The organism is Streptococcus oralis, assembly GCF_016127915.1.
In the GTDB taxonomy this organism is placed as follows: Bacteria; Bacillota; Bacilli; order Lactobacillales; family Streptococcaceae; genus Streptococcus; species Streptococcus oralis_BO.
Genome location: NZ_CP066059.1, coordinates 1,441,465 through 1,466,213, shown reverse-complemented (window position 1 = coordinate 1,466,213; position 24,749 = coordinate 1,441,465). Strand labels below are relative to the sequence as shown.

The 24,749-nt window shown below is 41.6% G+C and carries 18 protein-coding genes and 1 pseudogene; 7 read left to right on the top strand and 12 right to left on the bottom strand.

What is annotated here, in order from left to right:
* Positions 1-320: 320 nt before the first annotated feature.
* From I6H78_RS07065 to I6H78_RS07040, 6 genes and pseudogenes are all read right to left on the bottom strand, one after another.
* Positions 321-458 (bottom strand): annotated as a pseudogene (locus I6H78_RS07065) (LPXTG cell wall anchor domain-containing protein); the annotation flags it as partial.
* A gap of 280 nt (positions 459-738) precedes the next feature.
* The gene (gene glnA / locus I6H78_RS07060) at positions 739-2,085 is read right to left on the bottom strand and encodes a type I glutamate--ammonia ligase (RefSeq protein ID WP_001122885.1); all 1,347 of its coding nucleotides are present in this window, start codon (positions 2,083-2,085) and stop codon (positions 739-741) included.
* A 36-nt stretch (positions 2,086-2,121) separates the two neighbouring features.
* On the bottom strand, positions 2,122-2,478 hold the full coding sequence (glnR, locus tag I6H78_RS07055) for a transcriptional repressor GlnR (RefSeq protein WP_000664332.1): 357 nt from the start codon (positions 2,476-2,478) through the stop codon (positions 2,122-2,124).
* 76 nt (positions 2,479-2,554) lie between these two features.
* Positions 2,555-3,082 (bottom strand): FUSC family protein, encoded by a 528-nt coding sequence (locus I6H78_RS07050; protein ID WP_000119887.1) that lies wholly within the window; start codon positions 3,080-3,082, stop codon positions 2,555-2,557.
* A gap of 133 nt (positions 3,083-3,215) precedes the next feature.
* Positions 3,216-7,853: an antigen I/II family LPXTG-anchored adhesin gene (locus I6H78_RS07045; protein WP_198459232.1), complete on the bottom strand. Its 4,638-nt coding sequence runs from the start codon at positions 7,851-7,853 to the stop codon at positions 3,216-3,218.
* A gap of 164 nt (positions 7,854-8,017) precedes the next feature.
* Positions 8,018-9,217, bottom strand: coding sequence for a phosphoglycerate kinase (locus I6H78_RS07040; protein ID WP_001096770.1), 1,200 nt, complete (start codon positions 9,215-9,217; stop codon positions 8,018-8,020).
* A 353-nt stretch (positions 9,218-9,570) separates the two neighbouring features.
* Between I6H78_RS07040 and I6H78_RS07035 the strand changes: the two genes are divergently transcribed.
* Together I6H78_RS07035 and I6H78_RS07030 are read left to right on the top strand one after the other, a co-directional pair.
* Positions 9,571-10,497 carry a helix-turn-helix transcriptional regulator gene (locus I6H78_RS07035; protein WP_084944869.1) on the top strand — a complete coding sequence of 309 codons (927 nt, stop codon included), beginning with the start codon at positions 9,571-9,573 and terminating at the stop codon, positions 10,495-10,497.
* 84 nt (positions 10,498-10,581) lie between these two features.
* Positions 10,582-10,950, top strand: a complete 369-nt coding sequence (locus I6H78_RS07030; RefSeq protein WP_198459231.1) for a nuclear transport factor 2-like protein — start codon at positions 10,582-10,584, stop codon at positions 10,948-10,950.
* Positions 10,951-11,068: 118 nt separating this feature from the next.
* Here the strand turns inward: I6H78_RS07030 and I6H78_RS07025 are convergent, their stop codons facing one another.
* Entirely contained in the window at positions 11,069-15,793 is a 4,725-nt protein-coding gene (locus tag I6H78_RS07025) for an endo-beta-N-acetylglucosaminidase (RefSeq protein WP_198459230.1), read from the bottom strand.
* A gap of 332 nt (positions 15,794-16,125) precedes the next feature.
* Between I6H78_RS07025 and I6H78_RS07020 the strand changes: the two genes are divergently transcribed.
* Positions 16,126-17,757 carry a Na/Pi cotransporter family protein gene (locus tag I6H78_RS07020; RefSeq protein WP_198459229.1) on the top strand — a complete coding sequence of 544 codons (1,632 nt, stop codon included), beginning with the start codon at positions 16,126-16,128 and terminating at the stop codon, positions 17,755-17,757.
* A 97-nt stretch (positions 17,758-17,854) separates the two neighbouring features.
* Here I6H78_RS07020 and I6H78_RS07015 read toward each other — a convergent pair whose 3' ends face one another.
* Both I6H78_RS07015 and pepA read right to left on the bottom strand, forming a co-directional pair.
* Complete coding sequence (locus I6H78_RS07015) at positions 17,855-18,151, bottom strand: enterocin immunity protein (protein ID WP_033583388.1); 297 nt, start codon at positions 18,149-18,151, stop codon at positions 17,855-17,857.
* A gap of 18 nt (positions 18,152-18,169) precedes the next feature.
* Entirely contained in the window at positions 18,170-19,234 is a 1,065-nt protein-coding gene (gene pepA, locus I6H78_RS07010; RefSeq protein ID WP_125384840.1) for a glutamyl aminopeptidase, read from the bottom strand.
* A gap of 233 nt (positions 19,235-19,467) precedes the next feature.
* Here pepA and I6H78_RS07005 point away from each other — a divergent pair, with 233 nt between their 5' ends.
* The 4 genes from I6H78_RS07005 (at position 19,468) to I6H78_RS06990 (ending at position 23,192) form a co-directional block, all read left to right on the top strand.
* Positions 19,468-20,427: an ABC transporter permease gene (locus I6H78_RS07005; protein ID WP_198459228.1), complete on the top strand. Its 960-nt coding sequence runs from the start codon at positions 19,468-19,470 to the stop codon at positions 20,425-20,427.
* Complete coding sequence (locus tag I6H78_RS07000) at positions 20,417-21,373, top strand: iron chelate uptake ABC transporter family permease subunit (protein ID WP_198459227.1); 957 nt, start codon at positions 20,417-20,419, stop codon at positions 21,371-21,373. The genes I6H78_RS07005 and I6H78_RS07000 overlap by 11 nt, the downstream gene beginning before the upstream one ends.
* Positions 21,370-22,122: an iron ABC transporter ATP-binding protein gene (locus tag I6H78_RS06995; protein ID WP_198459226.1), complete on the top strand. Its 753-nt coding sequence runs from the start codon at positions 21,370-21,372 to the stop codon at positions 22,120-22,122. Before I6H78_RS07000 ends, I6H78_RS06995 begins: the two co-directional genes overlap by 4 nt.
* Before the next feature lie 98 nt (positions 22,123-22,220).
* Positions 22,221-23,192 carry a siderophore ABC transporter substrate-binding protein gene (locus I6H78_RS06990; RefSeq protein WP_198459225.1) on the top strand — a complete coding sequence of 324 codons (972 nt, stop codon included), beginning with the start codon at positions 22,221-22,223 and terminating at the stop codon, positions 23,190-23,192.
* Between the two features lie 32 nt (positions 23,193-23,224).
* On the opposite strand, the gene yidD is transcribed toward I6H78_RS06990, so the two are convergent.
* Genes yidD through scpB form a run of 3 tightly spaced genes read right to left on the bottom strand, consistent with a single transcriptional unit; the run spans position 23,225 to position 24,745 of the window.
* On the bottom strand, positions 23,225-23,467 hold the full coding sequence (gene yidD, locus I6H78_RS06985; RefSeq protein WP_198459224.1) for a membrane protein insertion efficiency factor YidD: 243 nt from the start codon (positions 23,465-23,467) through the stop codon (positions 23,225-23,227).
* A complete protein-coding gene (locus I6H78_RS06980) occupies positions 23,467-24,189 on the bottom strand; it encodes a pseudouridine synthase (protein WP_007519228.1) in 723 nt (240 codons plus the stop codon). Before I6H78_RS06980 ends, yidD begins: the two co-directional genes overlap by 1 nt.
* Positions 24,176-24,745 (bottom strand): SMC-Scp complex subunit ScpB, encoded by a 570-nt coding sequence (gene scpB / locus I6H78_RS06975; protein ID WP_198459223.1) that lies wholly within the window; start codon positions 24,743-24,745, stop codon positions 24,176-24,178. The genes I6H78_RS06980 and scpB overlap by 14 nt, the downstream gene beginning before the upstream one ends.
* Between the last annotated feature and the right edge of the window lie 4 nt (positions 24,746-24,749).

Sequence of the window (24,749 nt, the reverse complement as noted above, 5' to 3'; positions counted from 1 at the left end):
TCATTCATTCTGTCCATTTATACTTTAAACATCTATCTATATATTAAAAAATGTGTTCTTTTCACAAACTTTACAGGAGGTAAATTCTATTTCGAGTTATTGAATCTATCTTCATTATGTAGTATTTATACTAGAAAGACCTCTATAAACCATACAAATAAATTAATTTTTATTTATAGTTTCGAAAATAGAATAAGAGTTTCTCTCTTTTGATTTAAAAGGTCTCAGTTTATTTTATATTTTATAAAAAGAACCCGAGAATCAATCTCGAGTTCTTTTTGATATATGTCTCACAAAAAACTTTTGAACATTAAGATGACTTAGTCTTTCTTACGAAGGACAAAAGCTGCTGGGCTTGCAAAGGCAAGACCGATGATTGAAAGAAGGCTAGATACTGCTGAACCTGTGTTTGGTAGAGCTTTCTTATCTTGACTTGCAGTTTCTTCTTTCTTGTTGTTTTCAGCTTGATTTCCTGTTGTTGTAGATGCTACTTTCTTAGTTCCTACTTCAACAATCTCATCTACTGCTGGAGTAGTGATTATGTTGAATTTCTCAACACGACCTGTCTCAACTCCGTCTGTGTATCAGAATATTCCCATTTACTATGCATAATTGTAAGTAAGCTAAAAAATTTAAATTACCTATATCCCCTATACTAAAACCTGTATCAAAATACATTTATAACAACACAAAAACAAAAAAGATTGCCCACCGGGCAATCTTTCTTCTATATTAGTATTAGTAAAGATCAAGGTAATTATCAACTTCCCATTGTGACACAAAGGTTGCATAGCTAGCCCACTCGATACGTTTAGCTTCAAGGAAGCTAGTGTAGATGTGTTCACCTAGGGCTGCCTTAACCACTTCATCTTCTGTCAAAGCTTTCAAGGCGTTATGAAGAGTTGATGGAAGATCGGTAATCCCAGCTTCCTTACGCTCTTCTGCTGTCATGATGTAGATATTTTCTTCAATAGGAGCTGGTGCTTCGATTTTGTTTTCAATACCATGCAAACCAACTTCCAAAAGAACCGCCATAGCGATGTATGGGTTTGCCATTGGGTCCACTGAACGCAACTCAAGACGAGTTCCCATACCACGTGAAGCAGGCACGCGCACAAGTGGCGAACGATTACGACCAGCCCAAGCAATGTAAACAGGCGCTTCATAACCAGGAACCAAACGTTTGTATGAGTTAACTGTTGGGTTCATGATAGCAGTATAGTTATAGGCATGCTTAATCAAACCACCAAGGAAATGGTAGGCCGTTTCAGACAACTGCATTCCTTTTGGATCATTTGGATCAAAGAAGGCATTATTTCCTTCTGCATCAAACAAGGACATATTACAGTGCATACCTGATCCAGCGATACCAAATTTTGGTTTCGCCATAAAGGTTGCGTAAAGACCGTGTTTGCGAGCAATGGTTTTTACTACGAGTTTAAAGATTTGAATCTTATCACAGGCACGGAGGACTTCATCATACTTGAAGTCAATTTCATGTTGTCCAACCGCAACCTCGTGGTGACTCGCTTCTACTTCAAATCCCATTTTGGTCAAGACATTCACGATTTCACGACGTGTATTGTCCGCAAGGTCTGTAGGCGCCAAGTCGAAGTAGCCACCCTTGTCATTTACCTCAAGAGTTGGATCGCCATTTTCATCCAGCTTAAAGAGGAAGAATTCTGGTTCTGGCCCAAGGTTGAAGGATTTGAATCCTACTTCTTCCATATGACGAAGTGCACGCTTGAGGTTGCCACGTGGATCACCTGCAAAAGGTTCGCCTTCTGTTGTATAGACATCACAGATCAGACCTGCAACACTTCCATTTTCATCTCCCCAAGGGAAGACTGTCCATGTGTCCAAGTCTGGATACAAGTACATATCTGACTCATTGATACGTACAAAACCTTCAATAGAAGAGCCATCAAACATGGCTTTGTTTGACAAGACCTTATCTAACTGTTCATCTGTAGCAGGAATTTCGACGTTTTTCATGGTTCCCAGAATATCTGAAAACATGAGACGGATAAAGGTAACATTTTTTTCCTTGACTTCACGACGAATATCTGCAGCTGTGATTGGCATGGGTTTTCTCCTTAATATATGACTACTTGCGATTGCCTAACCGCGACCAAAGGGTGACCGTACTGAAGCAAAGCGCCCCTGCTGGAGGAGTTCATTGTGAAGTGCACGACGCACTTCCGTCTGACTCACGGCTTTCTTGGACTTCGCCTCGCGTTCAGCATATTTTTTCTTAATGGCAGCGATATTGAAACCTTCAGAGATATAATCTTTGATCTCAAGCAATCGATCCATGTCATTCAAAGAATACATGCGACGGTTCCCTTCGTTTCGATCAGGTTTGATCAACTCTTGATCTTCATAATAACGAATCTGACGCGCCGAGAGATCGGTCAATTTCATAACACTGCCGATAGGAAAAACAGCCATATTTCGGCGAAATTCTCTTTCCTTCATTTACAATTTCCTTCTTCCTGTCTATTATAGTCTAAAAAAAGACATACGTCAACGAATAATGTCATAAAATGTAACATTATTTTCTTTTTTTCTCCCAAAAGAGTTTCAGTTGCTCAATATCATAATTCACAAGGATTGCGACAAAAACTCCCATAAATGTTTCAAATACGCGCGCAAACACGTACAAAAATGTTTCTCCACTTGGTATTGATAGGGTAATGATTAACATAGCCGCTACACCACCGATAACTCCTGCCTTGTTGTTCATGGCAACATTTGTCATAATGGTTAACATGGTGCAAATCGGAACAACTAGTAGGGTTACCCAAAAGGCTCCATGAAATAAAGTGTTTAAGAGGAAAAAGACAAGGGCGTAAAAACCGCCAATGCTATTTCCTAAGATACGCGAAGTTCCAAAATGGACACTCTTATCAAAGCTCTCTCGTAGACTGAAGACCGCTGTCAATGCTCCAATTTGAAGGCCCTTCCAGCCAAAAAAACCAAAAATCAAGAGAACTATAAATACGGCAATCCCTGTTTTGAAGGTTCGCATACCAAGCTTGAACTGTGACTTATCAAATTTATATTTTTTAAAATAACTCATAATCTCAACTTTCTACTACCATTTTAACATAAATTAGTTGATTTTATGAGTGAAAATCAATAGGAAACGTTTTTAATTTAAGGCTATAAAAAAGAGGAAACAGAGTCCCTCTTTTCTATTTAACTGTCAGAGCTTACTTGCTTTCGTCTTCTTTACGCTTCAACTGACCAAGTCCTAAAACTCCTACTAAAGCTGCAAGACCAAGATACGGCATGTAGCTTGAATCATTTGTACCTGTTTGAGGTAGAGTAGGGTTACCTTTTGGATTTGGATTAGGATTAGGAGTTGTTGGCTCCTCTGGTTTCTTAGGTTCTGGCGTTGTCGTACGAACTGTGTTTGAGGCGTAAGCAACTTTATTCACAGTATTTACATAGGTATTTTCAAAGGTTCCGACAGCAATTCGTTTCATTTGAATATAAGTTTCAGCCTGGAATGGAGAATCCAACTGAATCTCTTGAAGGAATTCTTCCTTGAAGCGAATGGTAATCATCCCCTTATCTTGATCATGTTCAACCTGTGTTTCAGCTGTTAAGTCTGTTCCTGCCTTGATAACACGACCGTCTTTCAATCGGATATCAACCTTGGCAAGAACTTTATAGTTTCCAGTGTATTGATCACCTTTTTGGTCATAATCATCTACAAAACTATAGTCATTCAAGTCCTCAGAATGATTTTGTGGGATCAAACCACCAATCAAACGATAATTGAAGTACTGGTTCAACGGAATTGTTTGGCCATCGATATTGTCACTACTTGGATCCATACTGATTGTCACATCTTTTTTCGGTGTGATTTTCGGTACGTTGTTGACAACTACTTCTGTAGCATAGCCATTTCCAAAATCAATTTGGTAGGCTTTATTTTCATACTTACCACCCGTTTGACCAAATTCAGGTTTAACTGTCATCGGATCTGTGATTAACAATGATTTTCCTGCTGCTACATAGTTCTTGTAGAATTCGGCTGGATTATCAGCTGAGAAGAGTTGGAAAGCACCTTTAACAGTGATGTTTGCTTTCTTCAACAGCTCTTGAACCTTCTTAGGAGCAGCTTCTAAACTATCATATTGTTGAACACTGATACCTGATACAAGGTTGCCCTCTAGATCACGGATCTTAACCAATTCTGGTTGAAGGGTCAAGGCTTCTTCTGGATAATCATCCACATAGTAGAAACCATTTTGAATTGCTTCTTTAGAAGATTTATCTCCCTTGTATTGGTCCAAATCCCATGTGAGTTCATAGTAGTTCGTTGAACCAGCTAGAACTTCTTTGCCATCAATATTCACACCTTGCTTGTTCTTGTTAACTTTCAAAGGCTTGATGTAGTTGTTATTTGGATTGTCAGGATCATTTGGTTTACCTGGAGTCGTTACACGAACAATGTTTGACTTGACACCGTAGGCATCGTTGACTGTCAATGTAAAGTTATTTGTATAAGTCGCCCCATCATTCAAGACACGACCAACAACAGTTGGATATAGAGTCTCAAAGGATTTTGTCAAATCTGCATTGAAAGCAGCCAAGGTCTCCTCAGTAGCCTTAAAGGTTACAGTGTGACTAGCTTTGTCATAGCTTGTTTCAAAACCTTTGCTTGCAGCCTTGGTTGCTTCCAAATCAAACTGATAGCCAGTTGGAAGTGGATCTACCAATACAAACGAAGTTGTTTTTGGACGCCCTGCAGTTAAAGCTTCTGTTTTCAACTCAAACTTCACTACAGACTGCTTAGCAACTAGAGTACGATCGATATCTACTCCATCCTCGTTTTTAATTTCTTTATTAATCTGAGGTTGTGCAAATAGACGATTGTAATGATAGTGAACTGTTGGCACCGCTGGTGGTGTTGGCAACTGCTTAGGAGTTGGTGCTACAGGCGGAGTTGGCAATGGATCATAATTTGGCTCTTCTGGTTTTGATGGCTCTGGTTGATCTGGAGTTTTTACCGGTGGAGTTGGCTCATTTTCATAGCTTGGTGCTACTGGAGCTGGTTCCAATGGTTTCTCTGTCTCATATGTTGGCTCTTCTGGTTTTGATGGCTCTGGTTGATCCGGAGTTTTTACCGGTGGAGTTGGCTCATTTTCGTAGTTTGGTGCTACTGGAGCTGGTTCCAATGGTTTCTCTGTCTCATATGTTGGCTCTTCTGGTTTTGATGGCTCTGGTTGATCTGGAGTTTTTACCGGTGGTGTTGGCTCGTTTTCATAGCTTGGTGCTACTGGAGCTGGTTCCAATGGTTTCTCTGTCTCATAAGTAGGTGCTTGTGGAGCAGTCGGTTCTACTGGCGGAGTTGGTTTTTCTTTTGTAATTTTCGGAACGTTGACCGCACGAATTTTACCATTGAGTGAGTACCAGATGTTTGGTCTTTTACCTGTATCAACCGCCATAACTGGATCAGAAGGAACTACTAGGGTAGCAGAAATAGCACCAACAGTAACATGATTCGTAGGGCCAGACATACTAATAGCTCCCGCACCGTACCAAGAGTTTGGTGCATCTGATGAATCCCAACCTGAACCAGGTTGACCATTTGGATACATAGTCCAACGAGATCCACCTTGGTCTTTTTTAAAGTTCAAGGTTTCTGTGGCATAAATCTTTCCGTCTTTTTCTCCAACAGATGAACCGGAAATTTTAATAAAGTTACCAGTGTAATCCTTGGCCATCTCAATAGAATTATTTTCTCTATTTAGAGATGCAACTGAAAGAAGGGCATTGTCAAAATTAATTGGTTGGTCATTTTCATCATAGAAGGTAAATTCATTTTTAATGAAAATTGAAGTCCCTTTTTCAACATCACCAGTGTAAGCAGAAGCAAAGACACCCAAAGTTGGGTCACTAAAGATTCCCAACCAAACTTTTCCACTAGGATTTTTAAATTGTGAAGCAGTATCTACAGTATATTTGTAAACAATCTTGGAAATCTTTTTACCATTGTAGTAGGAATTTTGAAGGTTGGTATAAGTTGCAGTTACGCTTTGCCCACGTTCTAGAAGAACAGAGCCCCATTTAACTTCAGTTTTATTCCCCACATTGGTGGTCCAGTCAGATTTGTCTCCAATATTACCATACAATTCCACCGAAGAAGCGGTAGCACCGTTTTCCAAGTTCTTGACATTGAGATTGTCTAACTGAAGATTTTTCTTGCCATATTGGACTGTGTCTTTCTTAAAGGCTTCATCAACTGCTGCTGCTGTGAGAAGTTTTCCTTCCGTTTTAAGATCAAGTTGAGCATTCGGTTCTAAATCGTAAACCAAGCTCTGAGCAGATGGCTTAGACAAGTAACCGTCTTGGTCCTTGTTTTTTTCAAGTTCAACCAATGCAGCCTTAATTTTGGCCTGCTCATCTTTATAAGCCTGCAACTTAGCCGGATACTCAGCCAACTCTTTTTTATATTTGGCAAGATCTGCTTCATATTTCGCAACTTTAGCTTCATAATCAGTCTTAGCCGTAGCATTGCGTTGCTTGATTTCTTCATTTTCAGCTTGGAGCGCTGCATTTTTTGCCTTGTTGTCTTCAACTGCCTTCTCGTAAGTTGCTTTTGCATCGGCATTTGCTTTTTGAACGCGAGCTAATTCTGTCTGATAAGCCGCTAGCTTAGCTTGGTAGTCTGCTTCATTGGTAGCATTTGCTTGCTTAACTGCCGCCAAATCTGCTTCGTATTTCTTCACCGCTGCGTCATAAGTCGATTTTGCAGTGACGTTACGTTGCTTAATCGCTTCATTTTCAGCTTGAATTGCTGTGTTTTTAGCTGTATTTTCTTTCACTGCTTTATCATAAGCTTCTTTAGCTTCAGCATTAGCCCTTTGTACTCGAGCTAACTCTGTTTGATAAGTTGCTAATTTAGCTTGATAATCAGCATCATTATCCTCTTTAGCTTTCTTAATAGCTGCAAGGTCTGCTTCATACTGCTTCATCGCCGCTTCATAAGTTGCTTTTGCAGTGGCATTACGTTGTTTAATCGCTTCATTTTCAGCTTGAAGCGCTGCATTCTTTGCAGTGTTTTCTTTTACTGCTTTATCATAAGCCTCTTTATCTTCAGCATTTGCTTTTTGTACTCGAGCTAATTCTGTCTGGTAAGCTGAAAGTTTATTTTGATAATCCTGTTGACTATCTTCGTTTGCTTTTTTGACAGTTGCTAAATCTTTTTGATATTGTGCTAGCTTAGCCTCATATTCTGCTTTAGCTGTTGCATTGGCAGTGTTGATTTTTTCAACTTCTTCTTGATGACTTTTTAGATCTTTTTGATACTTGTCATCCGCTGCTTTGTTTTCAGCATTGATTTTATCTGTTTCAGCTTGATGAGCTGCAACTTCTTTTTTATATGCTTCAGTCGTTGTCTTTACTTCTTCAGCCTGTTTAGCATAGTCACTTTTAATCTCATCTTGTTTTTGAGCATTCTCTGTAGCAGTTGTGGCGGTTCCTTTGTCTTTTGTTTCATCTTGAACTACCTTAACTCCTGCAGATTTTGCATCGGCAACTGCTTTATCCAAATCAGCTGATGATACTTCTACTGGCAAAGCTGAGTCTTTAGAACCAGCCTTGGCTTGGCTTTCTTTTGCAACTTGGCTCATTTCACCCTGAGCTTCAGGTAGATTTGTAGCTGGGTTTCCTGTAGTAGCTACCTCAACTGTACTTGTACTAGTTGTCTCTGTAACTTCATCAGCAAATACTGCTTTGTCTGCAAAAGCAATCAAAGCAGTTCCTAAAACAGCACCACACAAAGTTTTCGCAACTTTGCTTTTACGAAATCCATAGACTTCTTTTTTATTTTTCATTATAATCCCTTTCATTATCTAAATTTAGTCGTTAATTCTTATACTATCACTTTACAAGGCAGGATGCAAATATTTACTCTTTTTTATTTTTATTTATAGAGAAATTCTACATATTTATAAATTAAAAAGAAGATGGTCACACCATCTTCTTTTAGTTAAACTATTTATTTTTCAGTCAAAGCTGCCAAACCTGGCAATACTTTACCTTCAAGGAGTTCCATTGAAGCTCCACCACCAGTAGAAATCCATGAGAACTTATCTGCACGTCCAAGGTTGATGGCTGCAGCAGCTGAATCACCACCACCGATGATTGATTTCACGCCTGGTTGTTTCACGATAGCATCCATGACACCGATTGTACCAGCTTGGAAGTCAGGGTTTTCAAAGACACCCATAGGTCCGTTCCATACAACTGTTTTGGCACCAGTCAAAGCTTCATCAAACTTAGCAATTGATTTTGGACCAATATCCAAACCAAGGAAGCCTGGATCAACTGCTTCACCTTCAGTGTCTTTCACTTCAGTATAGTCAGCAAATGCGTTTGCTTCTTTTGAGTCAACTGGCAAGATCAATTTGCCGTTTGCTTTTTCAAGAAGAGCTTTCGCAACATCCAATTTGTCTTCTTCTACAAGTGAGTTACCAATTTCGATACCTTGTGCTTTGTAGAATGTGTAAGTCATCCCACCACCGATAAGAACTTTATCAGCTTTTTCAAGCAAGTTTTCGATAACACCGATCTTGTCTGAAACTTTTGAACCACCAAGGATAGCCACAAATGGACGTTCTGGAGCTTCAACTGCTTCTTGGATGTAGGCAATCTCGTTTTCAAGTAGGAATCCAGCAACTGCTTTTTCAACGTTTGCTGAGATACCAACGTTAGATGCGTGTGCACGGTGAGCTGTACCGAATGCATCGTTTACGAAGATACCATCTCCAAGAGATGCCCAGTATTTACCAAGTTCAGGATCATTTTTAGATTCTTTCTTACCGTCAACATCTTCGAAACGAGTGTTTTCAACCAAGAGAACTTGTCCATCTTCAAGAGCGTTAACAGCGGCTTCCAATTCAGCACCACGTGTAACACCTGGGATAAATTTAACTTCTTGTCCCAATTTAGCAGCCAAGTCAGCAGCTACAGGAGCAAGTGATTTACCTTCTTTGTCTGCTTCTTCTTTTACACGTCCAAGGTGAGAGAAGAGGATTGCACGTCCACCTTGTTCAAGAATGTACTTGATAGTTGGAAGAGCTGCAGTGATACGGTTGTCATTGGTAATCACGCCATCTTTAACAGGTACGTTGAAGTCAACACGAACGAGAACTTTTTTCCCTTTCAAGTCAACGTCTTTAACAGTCAATTTTGCCATTAGATATGACTCCTTCTTTTTTTATACGTGTTAATTATATCACAAAATCAGTAAAAGAGATAGAAAAACCCTAAACTTTTCTTGTTCTTTCTTCTATCTATTAACCTAAAAACCTAGGATTGCAGTCCGGAAAAGAGCAATCTTTACATAATTTGGTTGGAATAATTTAGGCAAATTTCTTGATTGATCTGCCTAATTACTTCTATACCATTCTTTTTCTAATATTTTAATCCTTAATATTCTAAACTATACAGTCCTTCTTTTTGAATTGCTAGGTTTCTTATTATACAATATAACTAAAATAGTTTCTTTTAGTTTGTGCTATTTGAAATTAAAAAAGAGGATTTACTACAATGAAATTAGAAAGACTAATCTATATTTTACTTTCTCTTTTAAATAAGAAGAGAATAACAGCTAAAGAGATTGCAGATAGGTTTGAAATATCTACTCGAACAGTATATAGAGACATGGATACGCTCAGTTTAGCGGGGATTCCAATCTATTCGGAACGTGGAGATAAGGGAGGTTTCTATATACCAAGCGACTATAAGATAGACAGAAACTTTTTCACTGAGGAAGAGAGACAGTTTATCATTAATATGAGCCAAAATGTTAGTAAAATCGTTGGTCATTCAAGTCTTGACAGTATCGAACACAAGCTGTCTTCTCAAGAAATTGCAAGAGCAAACAGTCCTTTTTACTTTGATCTCAGTTCCTGGACTCTTAATACAAATTTTTTACTAGAAATTGAGGAAGCGATACAAACTGAACAGATGATTTCTTTTTCTTACCATTCGAAAAAACAAGAGAAAAGTCAGCGAACAGTTATCCCATACAGATTGATCTATAAACTGAATGCTTGGTATGTTATCGGTTACTGCTTAGAAAAATTAGATTTTCGTATTTTTAAATTAACTCGAATTCGTGAACTAGAACTAGTCGAGATAAAAGATAAACCATTCGATTATCCACGTTTATCTCAAGAAAAGTTAGACCTTTTTTTAAATCCCCCAAAACATAAAGTGGAGGGGCAAAGAGAAGAAATCGAACTAGTTTTTACAAGATTTGCACTTCCAAAAATCTACGATTACTTTACAGAAGAAGAAATCAGAGTCGAGGACGAAATAATAAAAGTTCAGGCATTCAGAGCTTTAACTCCTGCATTTTTTGATTTACTCTTAAGCTTTGGTTATCAAGTAAAGGTCGTATCTCCAAGTCACTTACAAAATCTACTGGTCAGTACTCTCAAAAAAAATCTTCAGCAATATGACAACCTGTAGTCATATTGCCTTTTGTATACTCTTAAGTGGGCAAAATATTTCGTGATATTCATCATAGCCCAATTATTTTATAGGAGGTTCCAAATGGATACAAAAACACTTGCAGAAAGCTATTTTACGGCAGTAAATGAGGGAGGCTGGGAAGATTTCGTAGCTGAAAACTTTGATTATGGCATGTGCGATAGTATAGAAATTCGACAAGGACGTGATGTTTATTTGCAAGGCGCAGGCCAATTCTATGCTTTGAGCCAGCATCTTGAAGTGAAGCAATTACTTGTTGATGGTCGAGCAGTCTCAGCTTTAAATCGCTACCATCTACATTCTCCTCAAGAAAAAGAACTCGAACTGGATGTCGCAGAATTTCTAAAATTCGATGAGTTTGATAAATTAGTTGCATCCAATATTTATTTCGACACCTATCGTTTCCAAAAATTTATCCAAGGAATTGAATAACAAAAATCTAGCTTCAAATTTACTCTTCAATTTCAAAACTAAAAACAAGGCCTGACTAATTTACAGTCAAACCTTGTTTTTTAATTTTTATGAGAAAATCCAAGATTCGCAAATCTGGTTAGTCTTCTCTCCCCTTTCTAGAGAGCAAGCCGTAGCCACTCATTAGTCCGAGGAGTCCCAGCGCTACTAGACTAGCATCTCTTGTCGCTCCCGTATTTGGAAGTGCTTTACTTGCTTTTTCAACTTTCGCTGGTGCTGCTGAAAGCGCTTGATCCCTTGTTTGTGAGACTTGCTCCTCTTTCGTTCCTACTTCAACAATTTCTGGAAGAGCTTCCTTGAGAACCTCAGTTGAACGAAGGGTGCGTTTGCCCTGACCATCAACTTCTACAAAGCGACGAACTTGGCCTTCAACTCCTGCTTGCACAACACGGCGTTGTCCTGTGAGAAGGGCTGCATTCGGTCGCTCTTGAAGATCGAAGGCCACTGTATCCTCTTCAATTTCTAGTTTCGGAATTTCTAAAACTAGGTCTTTTACTCCCTCAGCTGGTTGATTGCTGGACAGAACTTTTGTTCCAACTTCAACAATTTCTGGAAGAGCTTCCTTGACAACTTCTGTCGAACGAAGGGTACGATTGCCTTGGACATCTACTTCTACTAGACGACGAACTTGGCCTTCCGCTCCTGCTTGAATTAGCTGGCGTTGTCCTTTGAGAAGTTTGGCGTTTGGTCGCTCCTGACGTTCAAAGGCTGTTGTTTCAGTTTCAATAACTAGTTCAGGGAGAGCTTCAACCGTTGGAGCCAGTTCATTTGGATCCATGCTTCCAACATGATGGCTTTCTTCTGCAGGTGCTAGTTTCTTATTCAACTTTTCTTTCATTTCCGCAAAAGCTTGTGGAGTTGGCATCTCTGAAGCCAACAAAGTTTCTGCTTGTTCAATCAACTCGGCTTTAGGATCTTTTTCACGAAGGGATTCGAGCAAGCCTTCCAATTCTTCTCTAGCAGTTTGATAACGTTGATTTCCATCCAAGTCCGCTCCAGCTTGTTTCAATTCATTCAAGGCTTTGTTGACTTCTTCTTGACTGGCATCATGGTTTTCTGCAACTGCCTTGGCAGCATTTAGTTTTTCTACTAGTGCTGCTTGTTTGTCCTCGCTTGAGAAGGTGTAGGCAAGGGTTGACTGACGGCCTTGGGCAGCAGTGATTTCTTGTTTGAGGTACTCATCATTGACTGCAGCCTTTGGAGAAACCAAGACATCGAACTCAGCAGTGTGTCCCTTGTAATGCAAGGTCAAGGTTTGTCGTCCAGTCTTCTGAGCATCATAGCCCGTGATTTCAACACCTTGGTCCGTAAAGGTATGACTTTCTTCCGTCTCATCATCATAGAGAACACCAAAGCGACCTTCAGAGAGATCCAGTTGATCTCCTACTAGATAGTCTGTTTTTGGTTTCTTAGTAATATACAAGCCCGCTACTTCTTTTGGTTTTACTTCATCTTGTCCTGTCACTTGTACCTTTAAGTCACCAGTAACTGGAAGTCCAAGATAGCTAACTGTGAGCTTTTGTTCCCCTTTTTGATGAGCGTCGTAGCCAGATACTGTCACACCTGAGTGAGTAAGGTTAATCAGCTCATCAGCTTGTCCCCCTTCGTACTGAACACGGAGGGTTCCGCCTCTGAGGTCGAGATTTTCTCCCTCTTTGTAAACTATCTTCTTAGGTCCTTTTTCAAGGCTAACTGCAGCAATTTTTCTCTCATCCTGCGGAATCGCTACTGCCAAGGTGTTACTGATTTCTTTGCCAGGTAGTTGGGTACGATAGTAGAGGAGAGTTGGTTGCTTGTCAAATCCCAATGGTGCTGTTGCCAAGTCGCCTCCAGTTTCAGACTTCAAGGTTGCAATTGGTGTTTGTGAATCTGCCTTGTCGTAAACGGTGATAGTTGCACCCGCTGGAACATCAGAGAAGCCTAGTTGAACTTGATGGTTTCCAAGTGAACGGGTAGCTACCTTAGCCATTGGAATATTTTGGCTTTCTGTATCCAAGGTTTCGTACATCTTCCAGTTGTAGATACGAATGGCCTTCCAAGGTGTCCCGTTATCTGAAGTGATAACTTTTAGACGCCAGTCTTGAGCAGTGATTGGTTTGTCAAGAGTGATATCTGTCACGTGTGCTTTGTTGCCACGGACTTCCTTAGCTAGTTTCCACTCACCATCTGTATCCTTGTAATAAAGGTCAAAGTCCTTGGTGTTCATCAAACCATCGTTGACAGACTCACCACCAGCTCCCGCATGATCCATGACCCATCTGACAACACGACGTGGTTGGGTCAAACGAATATCCACACTACCGCTCAACTGAGCTGAAGACCACTTATCTGACAAGCTAGTAATGGTACCGTTCAGCATACCTTCAATACCTTCTCCACCTTCAGTATTTGGGAAAGTGCTACCAATAACCGTTGCCCCTGGAACAATATTTTCAGCCAAAGGTCTTGGGAGAGTTGTATCCTGAACTGTCATCCCCCAGTTAAAGGATGCCGTCGCAGCTTCGGAACGGAGGCCATTTTTACCAACTGCAACGACTTTCAGTTCCTGAGTCCTACCAGTCGCATTAGCAGAACGGCTAACTTTTGGCAAGTAGATGGTTGAAGCAGATGATCCTGTCAACAAACGCCAGTTATCTCCATCTTTTTCGTAGACTTCATAGAAATCTGCATCTTGGTTACCAGCAAATTGGACCACTGCTTCAGCTTCTTGGGCATTCTTGAGAGATTGTTTCACTACAGATAGCCCCGTCGGTGCCTGTGGTGCTTGGTGATTATCCGAAATTGTCAATTGACCTAGGTTAAACTGATAATCTTTTACAGCTCCTTCATGCTCAAAGAAGAGTTTGACTGCATAGATGGTTTTTCCAGCTAGTGAGCTAAGGTCAAATTCTTCATTCTTCCAGTCATCAGAGAGAGTCAGTTCTTTCCATGCAGCTGCACCCTCAAATTTGTAGTCTGGAGTTGTAGAGAAGGCCATATAAACTTTAGAGCCTTTTCCTCCCTTGTGGGCAACACGAAGTTTGGTTTTCTCAGTTACTTCTAGTTTGGTAGAATACAAATTCACATCCTGGTCCGTCTTACCAGCTACATCACCTGAGAATTTAAGGGAGTTCCCACCATTGTAGGCATCTGTAAAGTCGTATTCTGCACGAAGTTTTTCCCCCGTCGAAGTCTGCCACCAGCGCCATGTTGGCAAGACACCTGAAACCGAACGGTAGTTCCACTCAGAATCCTTAGAAACTTTACCGTCTACAAACCATTTTCTACCATGACCTGTATTAAAGGAGGTCGTGAAGGTTCGGCCTACTGCCGGTGTACGATCAGCAACTAAATTGGCAATCCCATACCACTCTTTATCTGCTGGTTTTTGAGCCGTTGGATCTCCTTGGTAACCTGTAAAGAAGATGTCTTCATTCTTGTGGTAGTCTTCGCCTGTTTTTCCTAGACTGGTAATCGTATCTGGTGCAAAAAGTCCTAACGACAAACGCAACTTACCTTTTTCATCTAAGAGGGCATCCCATTTGACTTTGGTCTTATAAGAACCACCTTGTTGCAATTCCAAGCCTGCAAAGACATCATATTGACTACGCTCTAGCCATTTGGCCATCTCTACGGAGTGGTCATTCTTTTCCTTGTTCCAGTTGAAATTGGCAAAAAATTGATCTGCAGGGACTTTGTCACCTTCTTTTTGCATGAACTGGTAGTTGTAATCACCTAGACCATCTTCGTGGTAACGACCGTATTTGTAGGTCATGGCATCGTACCAAGCATACTTGATCGGGTGGTTGACTTTGGCTGCGTATTCTTTTGTATAGAGCATGAATTGGCGCATTTTTTCACCAAGAGGTGCTACCAATTCTCCCGTTGTTTCCTGATTAATGAAATAGCCATCAAAGCCATAGTACTTAGCAAGATCGACAAGTTTCCGTGCGATAGGGAAGGTGCCATCTGCGTCTTGTTTCAAGGCAGCTGCAAATTTCTCTTGGTCGGCAATGCTATTTGACCAGTTGAAAAAGAGTGTTCCATAAACGGGAACTCCGTTGCGGTGACCGGCATCAATGACATCTGGAGTTGGAACTAGACCTTCCCAGAAGACCATTGAATCCAAGTATTGCCAGTAGTCAAAAGCATAGGCCTTGAATTCCTCACCACCGACAGAAGCGTGGTCTTTAGCTTTCGAGTTGGTATTTGCTAGAGCTTGAACCTTGGCTCTTCTGCTTGCTTTTTCATTAACCAACTGGCCTCTATGGCGCTTGGCGAGTTCAACTGAGGAACGGTTAATAGGATCATCCTCACGCGCACCCGGTTCCCATTTCAACAAATCTTCCCATGTATCAAATTTGATTTCTTTTGGTCGGAGACTCTTTTCCTCATTTTTAGGAACGTCTGCTAGAGTCGGTTTGTCGGCTTTCTTCTCAGCCACTTGAGGCGTTTCCTCTGGTTTAACTTCTTCTTTATCAGTTGGTTGAGCAGGTTTTTCAGCTTTATCTGCCGGAGCGGGTTTTGCCTCTTCTTTTTCATTGACCAAATCGGCTATTGCTGGAGTGTTTTCTGAAATTGGTTGCTCAGCTACTTTGTTCTCTGTTTCCGATAATTGTTTTTCGATAGCTGCAGTATCTGGATTAGCTGTTTCACTAGCGCTTGTAGCTTGGGCGCTCGTATTTGCAGCTGTTTCAGGGGCTGCGACTTGTTCGGCAAGAGCTGGACTTGCGAATAGAGCTGAACCAATCATCAAGGAACAAGCCCCGATTGACAGCTTACGAATACTGTAACGGCAACGTTTTTCAAAAAATAGATTTTTCATCTTATCCTCCTAATAAAATATAAAGTAAGCGCTTTACTTTTTGATAAAAAGTAACTGTTCTCAGTGTACGACACCAGAACAGGATCATCTTCATTTTATCCTATATGAAAGCGATGTCAATCTATTTAACATAAAAACTATAACTAGGATAATAATCAATAAAATTTGGACACAATCCTATAAATCATCTATCTTAAAGGGAATCTATCTCTCATTTTAAAAGAAAGTTCTTGTTTCTTATGAAAATTTCAGCTAAACACTTGTGAGATTTACTTTTATCCTTTAAAATAGAATAGGAGAAATTCCGTTATTATTTTCCGGAGGAAAAAGAAATGTCCATTAATTGGCAGGAAATTTTATTTCACTTTTTAGGAGGTCTAGGACTGTTTTTATACAGTATCAAGACCATGGGAGACGGTTTGCAACAAGCTGCTGGAGATCGCCTTCGTTTTTACATTGACAAGTACACTAGCAATCCCTTTTTAGGCGTTCTAGTCGGAATCGTCGTGACTGCCCTCATTCAGTCAAGTACGGGGGTTACAGTTATCACGGTCGGACTGGTCAGCGCTAGTCTTCTCACTCTTAGACAGGCTATCGGAATTATCATGGGAGCCAACATCGGAACCACCGTTACTTCCTTTATCATCGGTTTCAAACTGGGTGAGTATGCTTTACCCTTGATTTTCCTTGGGACTATGTTTCTCTTCTTTACAAAAAACAGAACAGCAAACAATATCGGGCGCATCCTGTTTGGTGTAGGGGGGATCTTCTACGCTCTTAACCTCATCAGTGCCGGTATGAGCCCGCTTAAAGATTTACCACAATTCAAGGAATATATGGTAACCTTGGGACAAAATCCTATTTTAGGAGTGGTAGCTGGTGCAGTAATTACCGTCCTCATCCAGGCTTCCTCAGCTACAATCGGGATTTTGCAAGGCCTCTATGCAGGTGGGTTCCTTGACCTTAAAGGTTCACTACCAGTTCTTTTCGGAGATAATATCGGGACAACCCTAACAGTTATCATTGCGGCAGCTGGAGCCAATGTCTCTGCAAAGCGCGTTGCGGCAACCCACGTTACCTTTAACGTTTTAGGAACTATTCTTTGCTTAATCCTATTAGGCCCCTTTACTGCTATGATCGAGTACTTTCAGGCACTCCTTCACCTCTCACCTGAGATGACCATCGCCTTCTCTCACGGTGCCTTTAACGTAAGTAACACCATTGTACAATTTCCATTCATCGGAGCCTTGGCCTACTTTGTAACCAAGCTCATCCCTGGTGAAGACGAGGTTGTCAAGTACGAGCCCCTCTATCTCGACGAGCAACTTATCCAGCAATCTCCTTCTATCGCTCTAGGAAATGCCAAAAAAGAACTCTTGCACTTGGGGAACTATGCATCCAAAGCTTTTGACCTTTCTTATACCTATATCATCGGTTTGGATGAAAAGGTAGCTGAAAAAGGGCACAAGACAGAGGAAGCCATCAACACCATCGATGAAAAACTCACTCGTTACCTCATCAGACTCTCAAGCGAATCCTTGAGTCAAAAGGAAAGTGAAGTCTTGACTAACATCCTTGATTCATCTCGTGATTTGGAACGGATTGGGGACCACGCAGAAGGCTTGCTCAACCTAACAGACTATCTTCAACGCAAGAATGTTCAGTTCTCTGAAGCTGCTTTGGAGGAATTAGCTGAGATTTATCAAGCAACAACTGCATTTATCAAAGATGCCCTTGATAGTGTAGAAAACAATGATATTGAAAAAGCACAAAGTCTGATTGAACGCCATAAAGAAATCAACAATATGGAACGTGTTCTCAGAAAGACCCACATCAAACGCCTTAACAAGGGTGAGTGTTCTACACAAGCTGGAGTCAACTTTATCGACATCATTTCCCACTACACTCGTGTGTCTGACCATGCTATGAACCTAGCTGAAAAGGTCATCGCTGAACAAATCTAATAACCAAAAAGCTATCCTGAATGGGATGGCTTTTTTCGTCTCCTCATCAAGAATTTCTTTTCTGACATATAAAAAAATGCTTTGATTAACAATGGAATCAAAGCATTTTAAAGAGTTCTCCAAACATGATAGCAGAAACTGCAGTGCCTCTATACTTGGCTTCTTCTCTTTTGATAAAGCGCGCCAAGTTGATCAACTCAGGTGCTGGGTGTTTGGGATTGATGAGCAATTCACGGGTGACCAGTCCTGAGAGACGGACTGCTAGTAATTGCTCATTTGTAGTAGGTAGTTTTTTAGCAGTCTCTAGGAGAGCAGCAACTAAATCTTCACTCAAACCCTGACGAGCATGGTTATAGAGATCTTTTATAAGGCTTTCTAGGTTTGGTTCTGCCATCCGGCACCTCCCTCATGTTTAATAATTTTTAATCAAATCAACCGTTGAGCGGTCCAATTTTTTCACCAAGGCTTGCAAGAAAGCTTGGGCTTCTAGGAAGTCATCCATCGCGTAGAGAGTTTGGTGAGAGTGGATATAACGAGCGCAGACACCGATAGTTGTAGATGGGACACCACCATTTTTCAGGTGAGCTGCTCCAGCGTCCGTTCCACCTTTTCCACAGTAGTATTGGTACTTGATACCCGCTTCTTCAGCCGTTGTCAAAAGGAAATCCTTCATACCTGGGAGAAGCAAGTGACCTGGATCGTAGAAGCGAATCAAGGTTCCATCCCCAATCTTACCTTGGCCACCATAAACATCACCAGCAGGTGAACAGTCAACAGCTAGGAAAACTTCTGGATCAAACTTAGTTGTAGAAGTATGAGCGCCACGAAGACCAACTTCTTCTTGGACGTTCGAGCCAAGGTAGAGTTCATTTCCGAGTTTTTGACCTGATAAAGCTTCAGCTAGCTCGCTTACCATGAGAACACCGTAGCGGTTGTCCCAAGCTTTTGAGATGATATTTTTTTCATTGGCTGTCAAGATAGCGGAACTATCAGGGACAATGGTATCACCAGGACGAATGCCAAAACTTTCTGCCTCAGCCTTGTCTGCAAACCCACCATCAAAAATGATATCTGAAATAGCTGGCATGGTTGGTCCACCTGTTCCACGAGTCAAATGTGGAGGAACAGAACCTGAGATCACAGGAATTTCACGACCATCACGCGTAAAGAGTTTAAAGCGTTGGCTGCTGACCACCATAGGGTTCCAGCCACCGATTTCAACGACACGGAAGGTACCATCTGGCTTAATCTCGCTGACCATAAAACCAACTTCGTCCATGTGAGAAGCGACCAAGACGCGTGGTGCATCAGTAGCTTCTGAATGCTTGATACCGAAAATACCACCCAAGCCATCTGTCACTACTTCATCCACATGCGGTGTCAACTTTTCACGAAGATAAGTCCGTACAGGCGCTTCATGACCTGAGATCGCAGCAAGCTCTGTTACTTCTTTGATTTTTGAAAATAATGTTGTCATATCAGTTCCTTCTTTCTGTCCTCCATTTTACCACTTTTTATAGGAGAAGGATAGTGGGAAGGTAGATTGGTTTTTACTCAGTTTTCCAATAAAAGAGAGGGGCAGATGTAATTTCAGAAATTTTTCTTTCTTTTTACATTAAATTGTCAGAAAATTTATTGACAGATTAAAAAAATCGTGTTACATTATCTCCAAGGGTATTTTTATACCAAATCTACATGAAAGGACGGAGCATGAAACTCTCTCATATTTTAACGGGCTTACTTCTACTCCTAGTCTTTCTCTCCATTACCATTGGAACCAGTGATTTTTCTTGGGAAAAATTCTTTGCTTTTGACCAGCAGACTTGGCTTCTCTTTCAGGAATCGCGTCTTCCAAGAACCATCAGTATTCTCCTTGCAGCCTCTAGTATGAGCATGGCAGGACTCCTCATACAGACCATTACCCAAAATCAGTTTGCTGCTCCGAGTACAGTCGGAACGACTGAAGCCGCCAAACTGGGAATGGTGTTAAGCCTCTTTGTCTTTCCGTCTGCAAGTCTGACCCAAAAGATGCTCTTTGCTTTTGGCTCATCCATCTTATTTACCCTCTTCTTCCTGGCCTTTATGACTATTTTTTCTGTAAAGGAAAGGTGGATGTTGCCCTTGATCGGGATCATCTATAGTGGGATTATCGGTTCTGTCACAGAAGTTATCGCCTATCGTTTCAATCTGGTTCAGAGTATGACGGCCTGGACCCAGGGCTCCTTCTCCATGATTCAGACCCATCAGTATGAGTGGCTCTTCTTAGGCCTCATCATCCTGATAGCCGTTTGGAAATTATCCCAAACCTTCACCATCATGAATCTGGGCAAGGAAACCAGTGAGAGTTTGGGGATTTCTTACTCCCTACTTGAAAAGCTGGCCCTCTTTCTAGTGGCACTAACGACAAGTGTCACCATGATTACTGTAGGTGCCTTGCCTTTTCTCGGAGTCATCGTTCCCAATCTTGTCCGCAAGCGCTATGGAGATAATCTGAGCCAAACCAAACTCATGGTCGCTCTGGTCGGAGCCAATCTGGTTCTGGCCTGCGATATCCTCTCTCGAGTCTTGATTCGGCCCTATGAGCTGTCTGTCAGTCTCCTACTAGGAATCATCGGTAGCCTCGTCTTTATCCTACTTCTCTGGAGAGGGGGACAAAAAGATGCAGTTTAAAAGCAAACATACCAAACTCTTCTGCCTTCTCATTATTCTGGCCATCGGAGCTTGTCTCCTCTACTTTTGGCCCATCACTAACCTGTCTGCCTTTGCCTGGAAGCTGCGTTCCCAAAAAATCATCGTTTATCTCTTGGTAGCCATCGCGACAGGGATTTCGACCATTAGTTTTCAAACCCTGACGGAAAATCGCTTTCTGACGCCAAGTATTTTGGGAATCGAATCCTTCTATGTCTTGCTACAAACCCTGCTACTGATATTTGAAAGCAAATTTCTACAGCTTGGAAAGTCTCCTGTCTTAGAATTTCTAATCTTGCTTCTGCTTCAATCCCTCTTTTTTCTCGCCTTACAAGGTTACTTGAAGACGCTGATGAAGCAAAATTTGGTTTTCATTCTGCTAATCTGCCTAGCCCTGGGAAGTCTCTTTCGAAATATCAGTACCTTCCTCCAAGTTCTGATGGATCCAAATGAATACGATAAACTGCAGAACAGTCTCTTTGCCTCCTTTCAGCATCTCAACACTTCCATCCTAGCCATCGGTTCTCTGATCATCCTTGCCTTGACAATCTTTTTCTTTCGAAAAGCAGTCGTTCTGGATGTCTTGCACTTACAAAGAGAAACGGCTCAGATACTGGGGCTCAATGTTGAAAAAGAACAGAGAGAACTCCTCTGGGGCATCGTGCTTTTGACCTCAACGGCCACTGCCTTGGTAGGGCCTATGGCCTTCTTTGGCTTTATGTTGGCCAATCTCACCTACCTGATTGTCAAAGATTATCGGCACAAGTTGCTCTTTATCGTGGCCATTCTGATTGGATTTATTAGTTTGACCTTGGGGCAAGCCCTCATTGAACGAGTCTTTGCTTTGGAAATTCGCATCAGCATGATTATTGAGAGCGTTGGAGGTCTCTTATTCTTTATCTTACTATACAGGAGGGCCCGTCGGTGAAACTGGAAAACATTGACAAATCCATTCAAAAACAGGATATTTTGCAAGACATTTCGCTTGAAGTCAGTCCTCAGAAACTGACAGCCTTCATTGGTCCAAATGGTGCTGGAAAATCAACTCTCCTCTCCATCATGAGCAGACTGACCAAGAAGGATCAGGGAATTCTCAGCATCAAAGGCCGTGAAATCGAGAGCTGGAATTCGCAAGAACTAGCCAAAGAACTCACTATCCTAAAGCAGAAGATTAATTACCAAGCCAAATTGACCGTAGAAGAATTGGTCAGCTTTGGACGTTTTCCCTACAGTCGAGGTAGACTGAGAGCAGAGGACTGGGAAAAAATCCGAGAAACTCTGGACTATCTGGAACTGACAAACTTAAAAGACCGCTACATCGATAGTCTGTCTGGCGGACAGCTCCAACGTGTTTTTATCGCTATGGTACTAGCCCAGGATACAGACTTTATCTTGCTAGACGAACCGCTCAATAATCTCGATATCAAGCAAAGTGTCAGCACGATGCAGATCCTTCGGCGACTGGTAGAGGAACTTGGCAAAACCATTATCATCGTCCTCCACGATATCAACATGGCTAGCCAATATGCGGATGAAATTGTTGCCTTCAAGGACGGTCAAGTCTTTTGCAAGGGAACGACTGCTCAAATCATGCAGGCTGACCTGCTCAGTCAACTCTATGAGATTCCCATCACGCTCGCGGATATCAATGGCAAAAAGATCTGTATCTATAGCTAGCTATTCTGAACTCATGTTAGAGAACCCTCTGTCTCTTAGCTAACAAGCCTATCTAAGAGACTCCCTACATCGTTATCACATTTTAAAAAGGAGAAATCATGAAAACATCCCTTAAACTTTATCTTACTGCCCTAGTGGCCAGCTTCTTGCTCCTACTTGGTGCATGTAGTACAAATACAAACTCAAGCACTAGCCAGACAGAGACAAGTAGCTCTGCTCCAACAGAGATAACCATTAAAAGTTCACTAGATGAGGTCAAACTTTCAAAGGTTCCTGAAAAGATTGTGACCTTTGACCTCGGTGTTGCGGATACTATTCGCGCTTTAGGTTTTGAAAAGAATATCGTCGGAATGCCTACAAAAACTGTGCCGACCTACCTAAAAGATCTTGCAGGAAATGTCAACAATGTGGGTTCCATGGTTGAGCCAGACCTAGAAGCCATTGCTGCTCTTGAGCCGGATTTGATTATCGCTTCACCACGTACCCAAAAATTCGTAGACAAGTTCAAAGAAATCGCTCCAACTGTGCTCTTCCAAGCAAGCAAGGACGACTACTGGACTTCTACTAAGGCCAATATCGAATCTCTTGCAAGCGCCTTTGGCGAAACTGGTACACAGAAAGCCAAAGAAGAATTAGCCAACCTAGACAAGAGCATCCAGGAAGTCGCTACTAAAAACGAAAGTTCTGACAAAAAAGTCCTTGCTATCCTCCTCAATGAAGGAAAAATGGCTGCCTTTGGTGCCCAATCTCGTTTCTCTTTCTTGTACCAAACCTTGAAATTCAAGCCAACAGACACTCAATTTGAAGACTCTCGCCACGGACAAGAAGTCAGCTTTGAAAGTGTCAAAGAAATCAATCCTGACATCCTCTTTGTCATCAACCGTACCCTTGCCATCGGTGGGGACAACTCTAGCAACGATGGCGTCCTAGAAAATGCCCTCATCGCCGAAACTCCTGCTGCTAAAAATGGAAAAATTATCCAACTAACACCAGACCTCTGGTATCTAAGTGGTGGCGGACTTGAATCAACTAAACTTATGATTGAAGACGCACAAAAAGCTTTGAAATAAACAAGAAAACCCAACATCAGGTGATGTTGGGTTTATTTTTCTTCTTGATTTCGTCTGAGGGAAAAGTGGTCTGGGACGGGATCTTTTCCTATTGGCGACCAGGGGTGGCAACGTAAAATCCGAGCAAAGCCCATCAGAACACCCTTGAAGCCATGTTTTTCAATAGCCTGAATCATGTAGTTGGAACAAGTCGGCTCAAAGCGACAAGAGGGTGGAAAGGCCGGTGAGATAAAACGTTGGTAAAAGCGTACTGGCGCTATTAAGATTCGTTTCATTATTTCTTGGTTACAGCCATAGTGTGTAGTTGGCTGATTTCTTTTTTGTTAAGTCGACGGGCTTCTCCCGGACGGAGACCAGTCAAGTCCAGATGTCCAAAACGTGTCCGAGACAACTTATCCACTTGAAGACCGACGGCTTCAAACATCTTTTTAACCTGATGATTACGTCCTTCATGGATAGTCAACTGCACTACTGAGCGATTTTTGACTGGATCCACTTTGAGAATTTCATAAACAGCTGGCTTGGTTTTCTTGCCATCAATCTCAAGACCGCGGGTCAAGGGGCGGAGATTGTCCTTATTAGCCACACCTTTAACACGCGCAACATAGACCTTGTCAATCTCATTACGGGGGTGAATCATCTCATCCGTAAAGTCCCCATCATTGGTCAAAATCAAAACCCCTGATGTATCCCAGTCCAAACGTCCCACAGGGTAAATGCGTTCTTTAACATTGGGCAAGAGGTCCACAACAGTCTTGCGGCCCTTGTCATCTGTCACACTGGAAATCACTCCACGTGGTTTGTTAAGCAGATAGTAAACCTTTTCTTCGTTGTAGATGGGCTGACCTTCCACTTCGACCTTATCTCCAGACTTGATGGTCGTTGCGAGTTCACGCACCACTTGGCCGTTAACCGTCACCAAGCCTTGCTTGATTAGTTCTTCTGCTTTTCTCCTACTGGCCACACCTGCGTGGGCAATATATTTATTGATTCTCATCTTCTTCTATCCTTTCACCAAATAATTGGCTTTCTTGGGCTTGAATCTCAAGCTCATCAATCACTGGTAATTCTTCCAAATGGTTAATCCCCATGTAATCTAGGAAATAATCCGTAGTCACATAGAGGTTTGGTCGCCCAAGAACTTCTTTTTTCCCATCTTCTCTTATCAATTCAAAAGCCTGCAACTTTGCCAAGGCTCCACTCGAGTTGACCCCACGAATAGCATCAATTTCTATCCGCGTGATAGGTTGCTTGTAGGCAATGATGGACAAGGTCTCAAGAGCAGCCCGAGACAAACTCTGGTTGATAGGCGCCTTGGAGTATTCCTTCAAAATCTCTGCAAATTGAGGCTTGGTGACCAATCTGTAAGCACCACCTGTCTCGATCAGGGACAAGCTCGAATCCTGGTCTTTCTCATACTTTTGGGCTAATTTTTCTAAACTCTGTTGGATGCCTGTCGGTGGCAGAGAGAGGAGTTCAGCCAACTGACGGACCCGAATCCCATCTTCACCTGCTACAAACAAGAGCGCTTCTATTTCTGCTAAAGTACTCATCTTT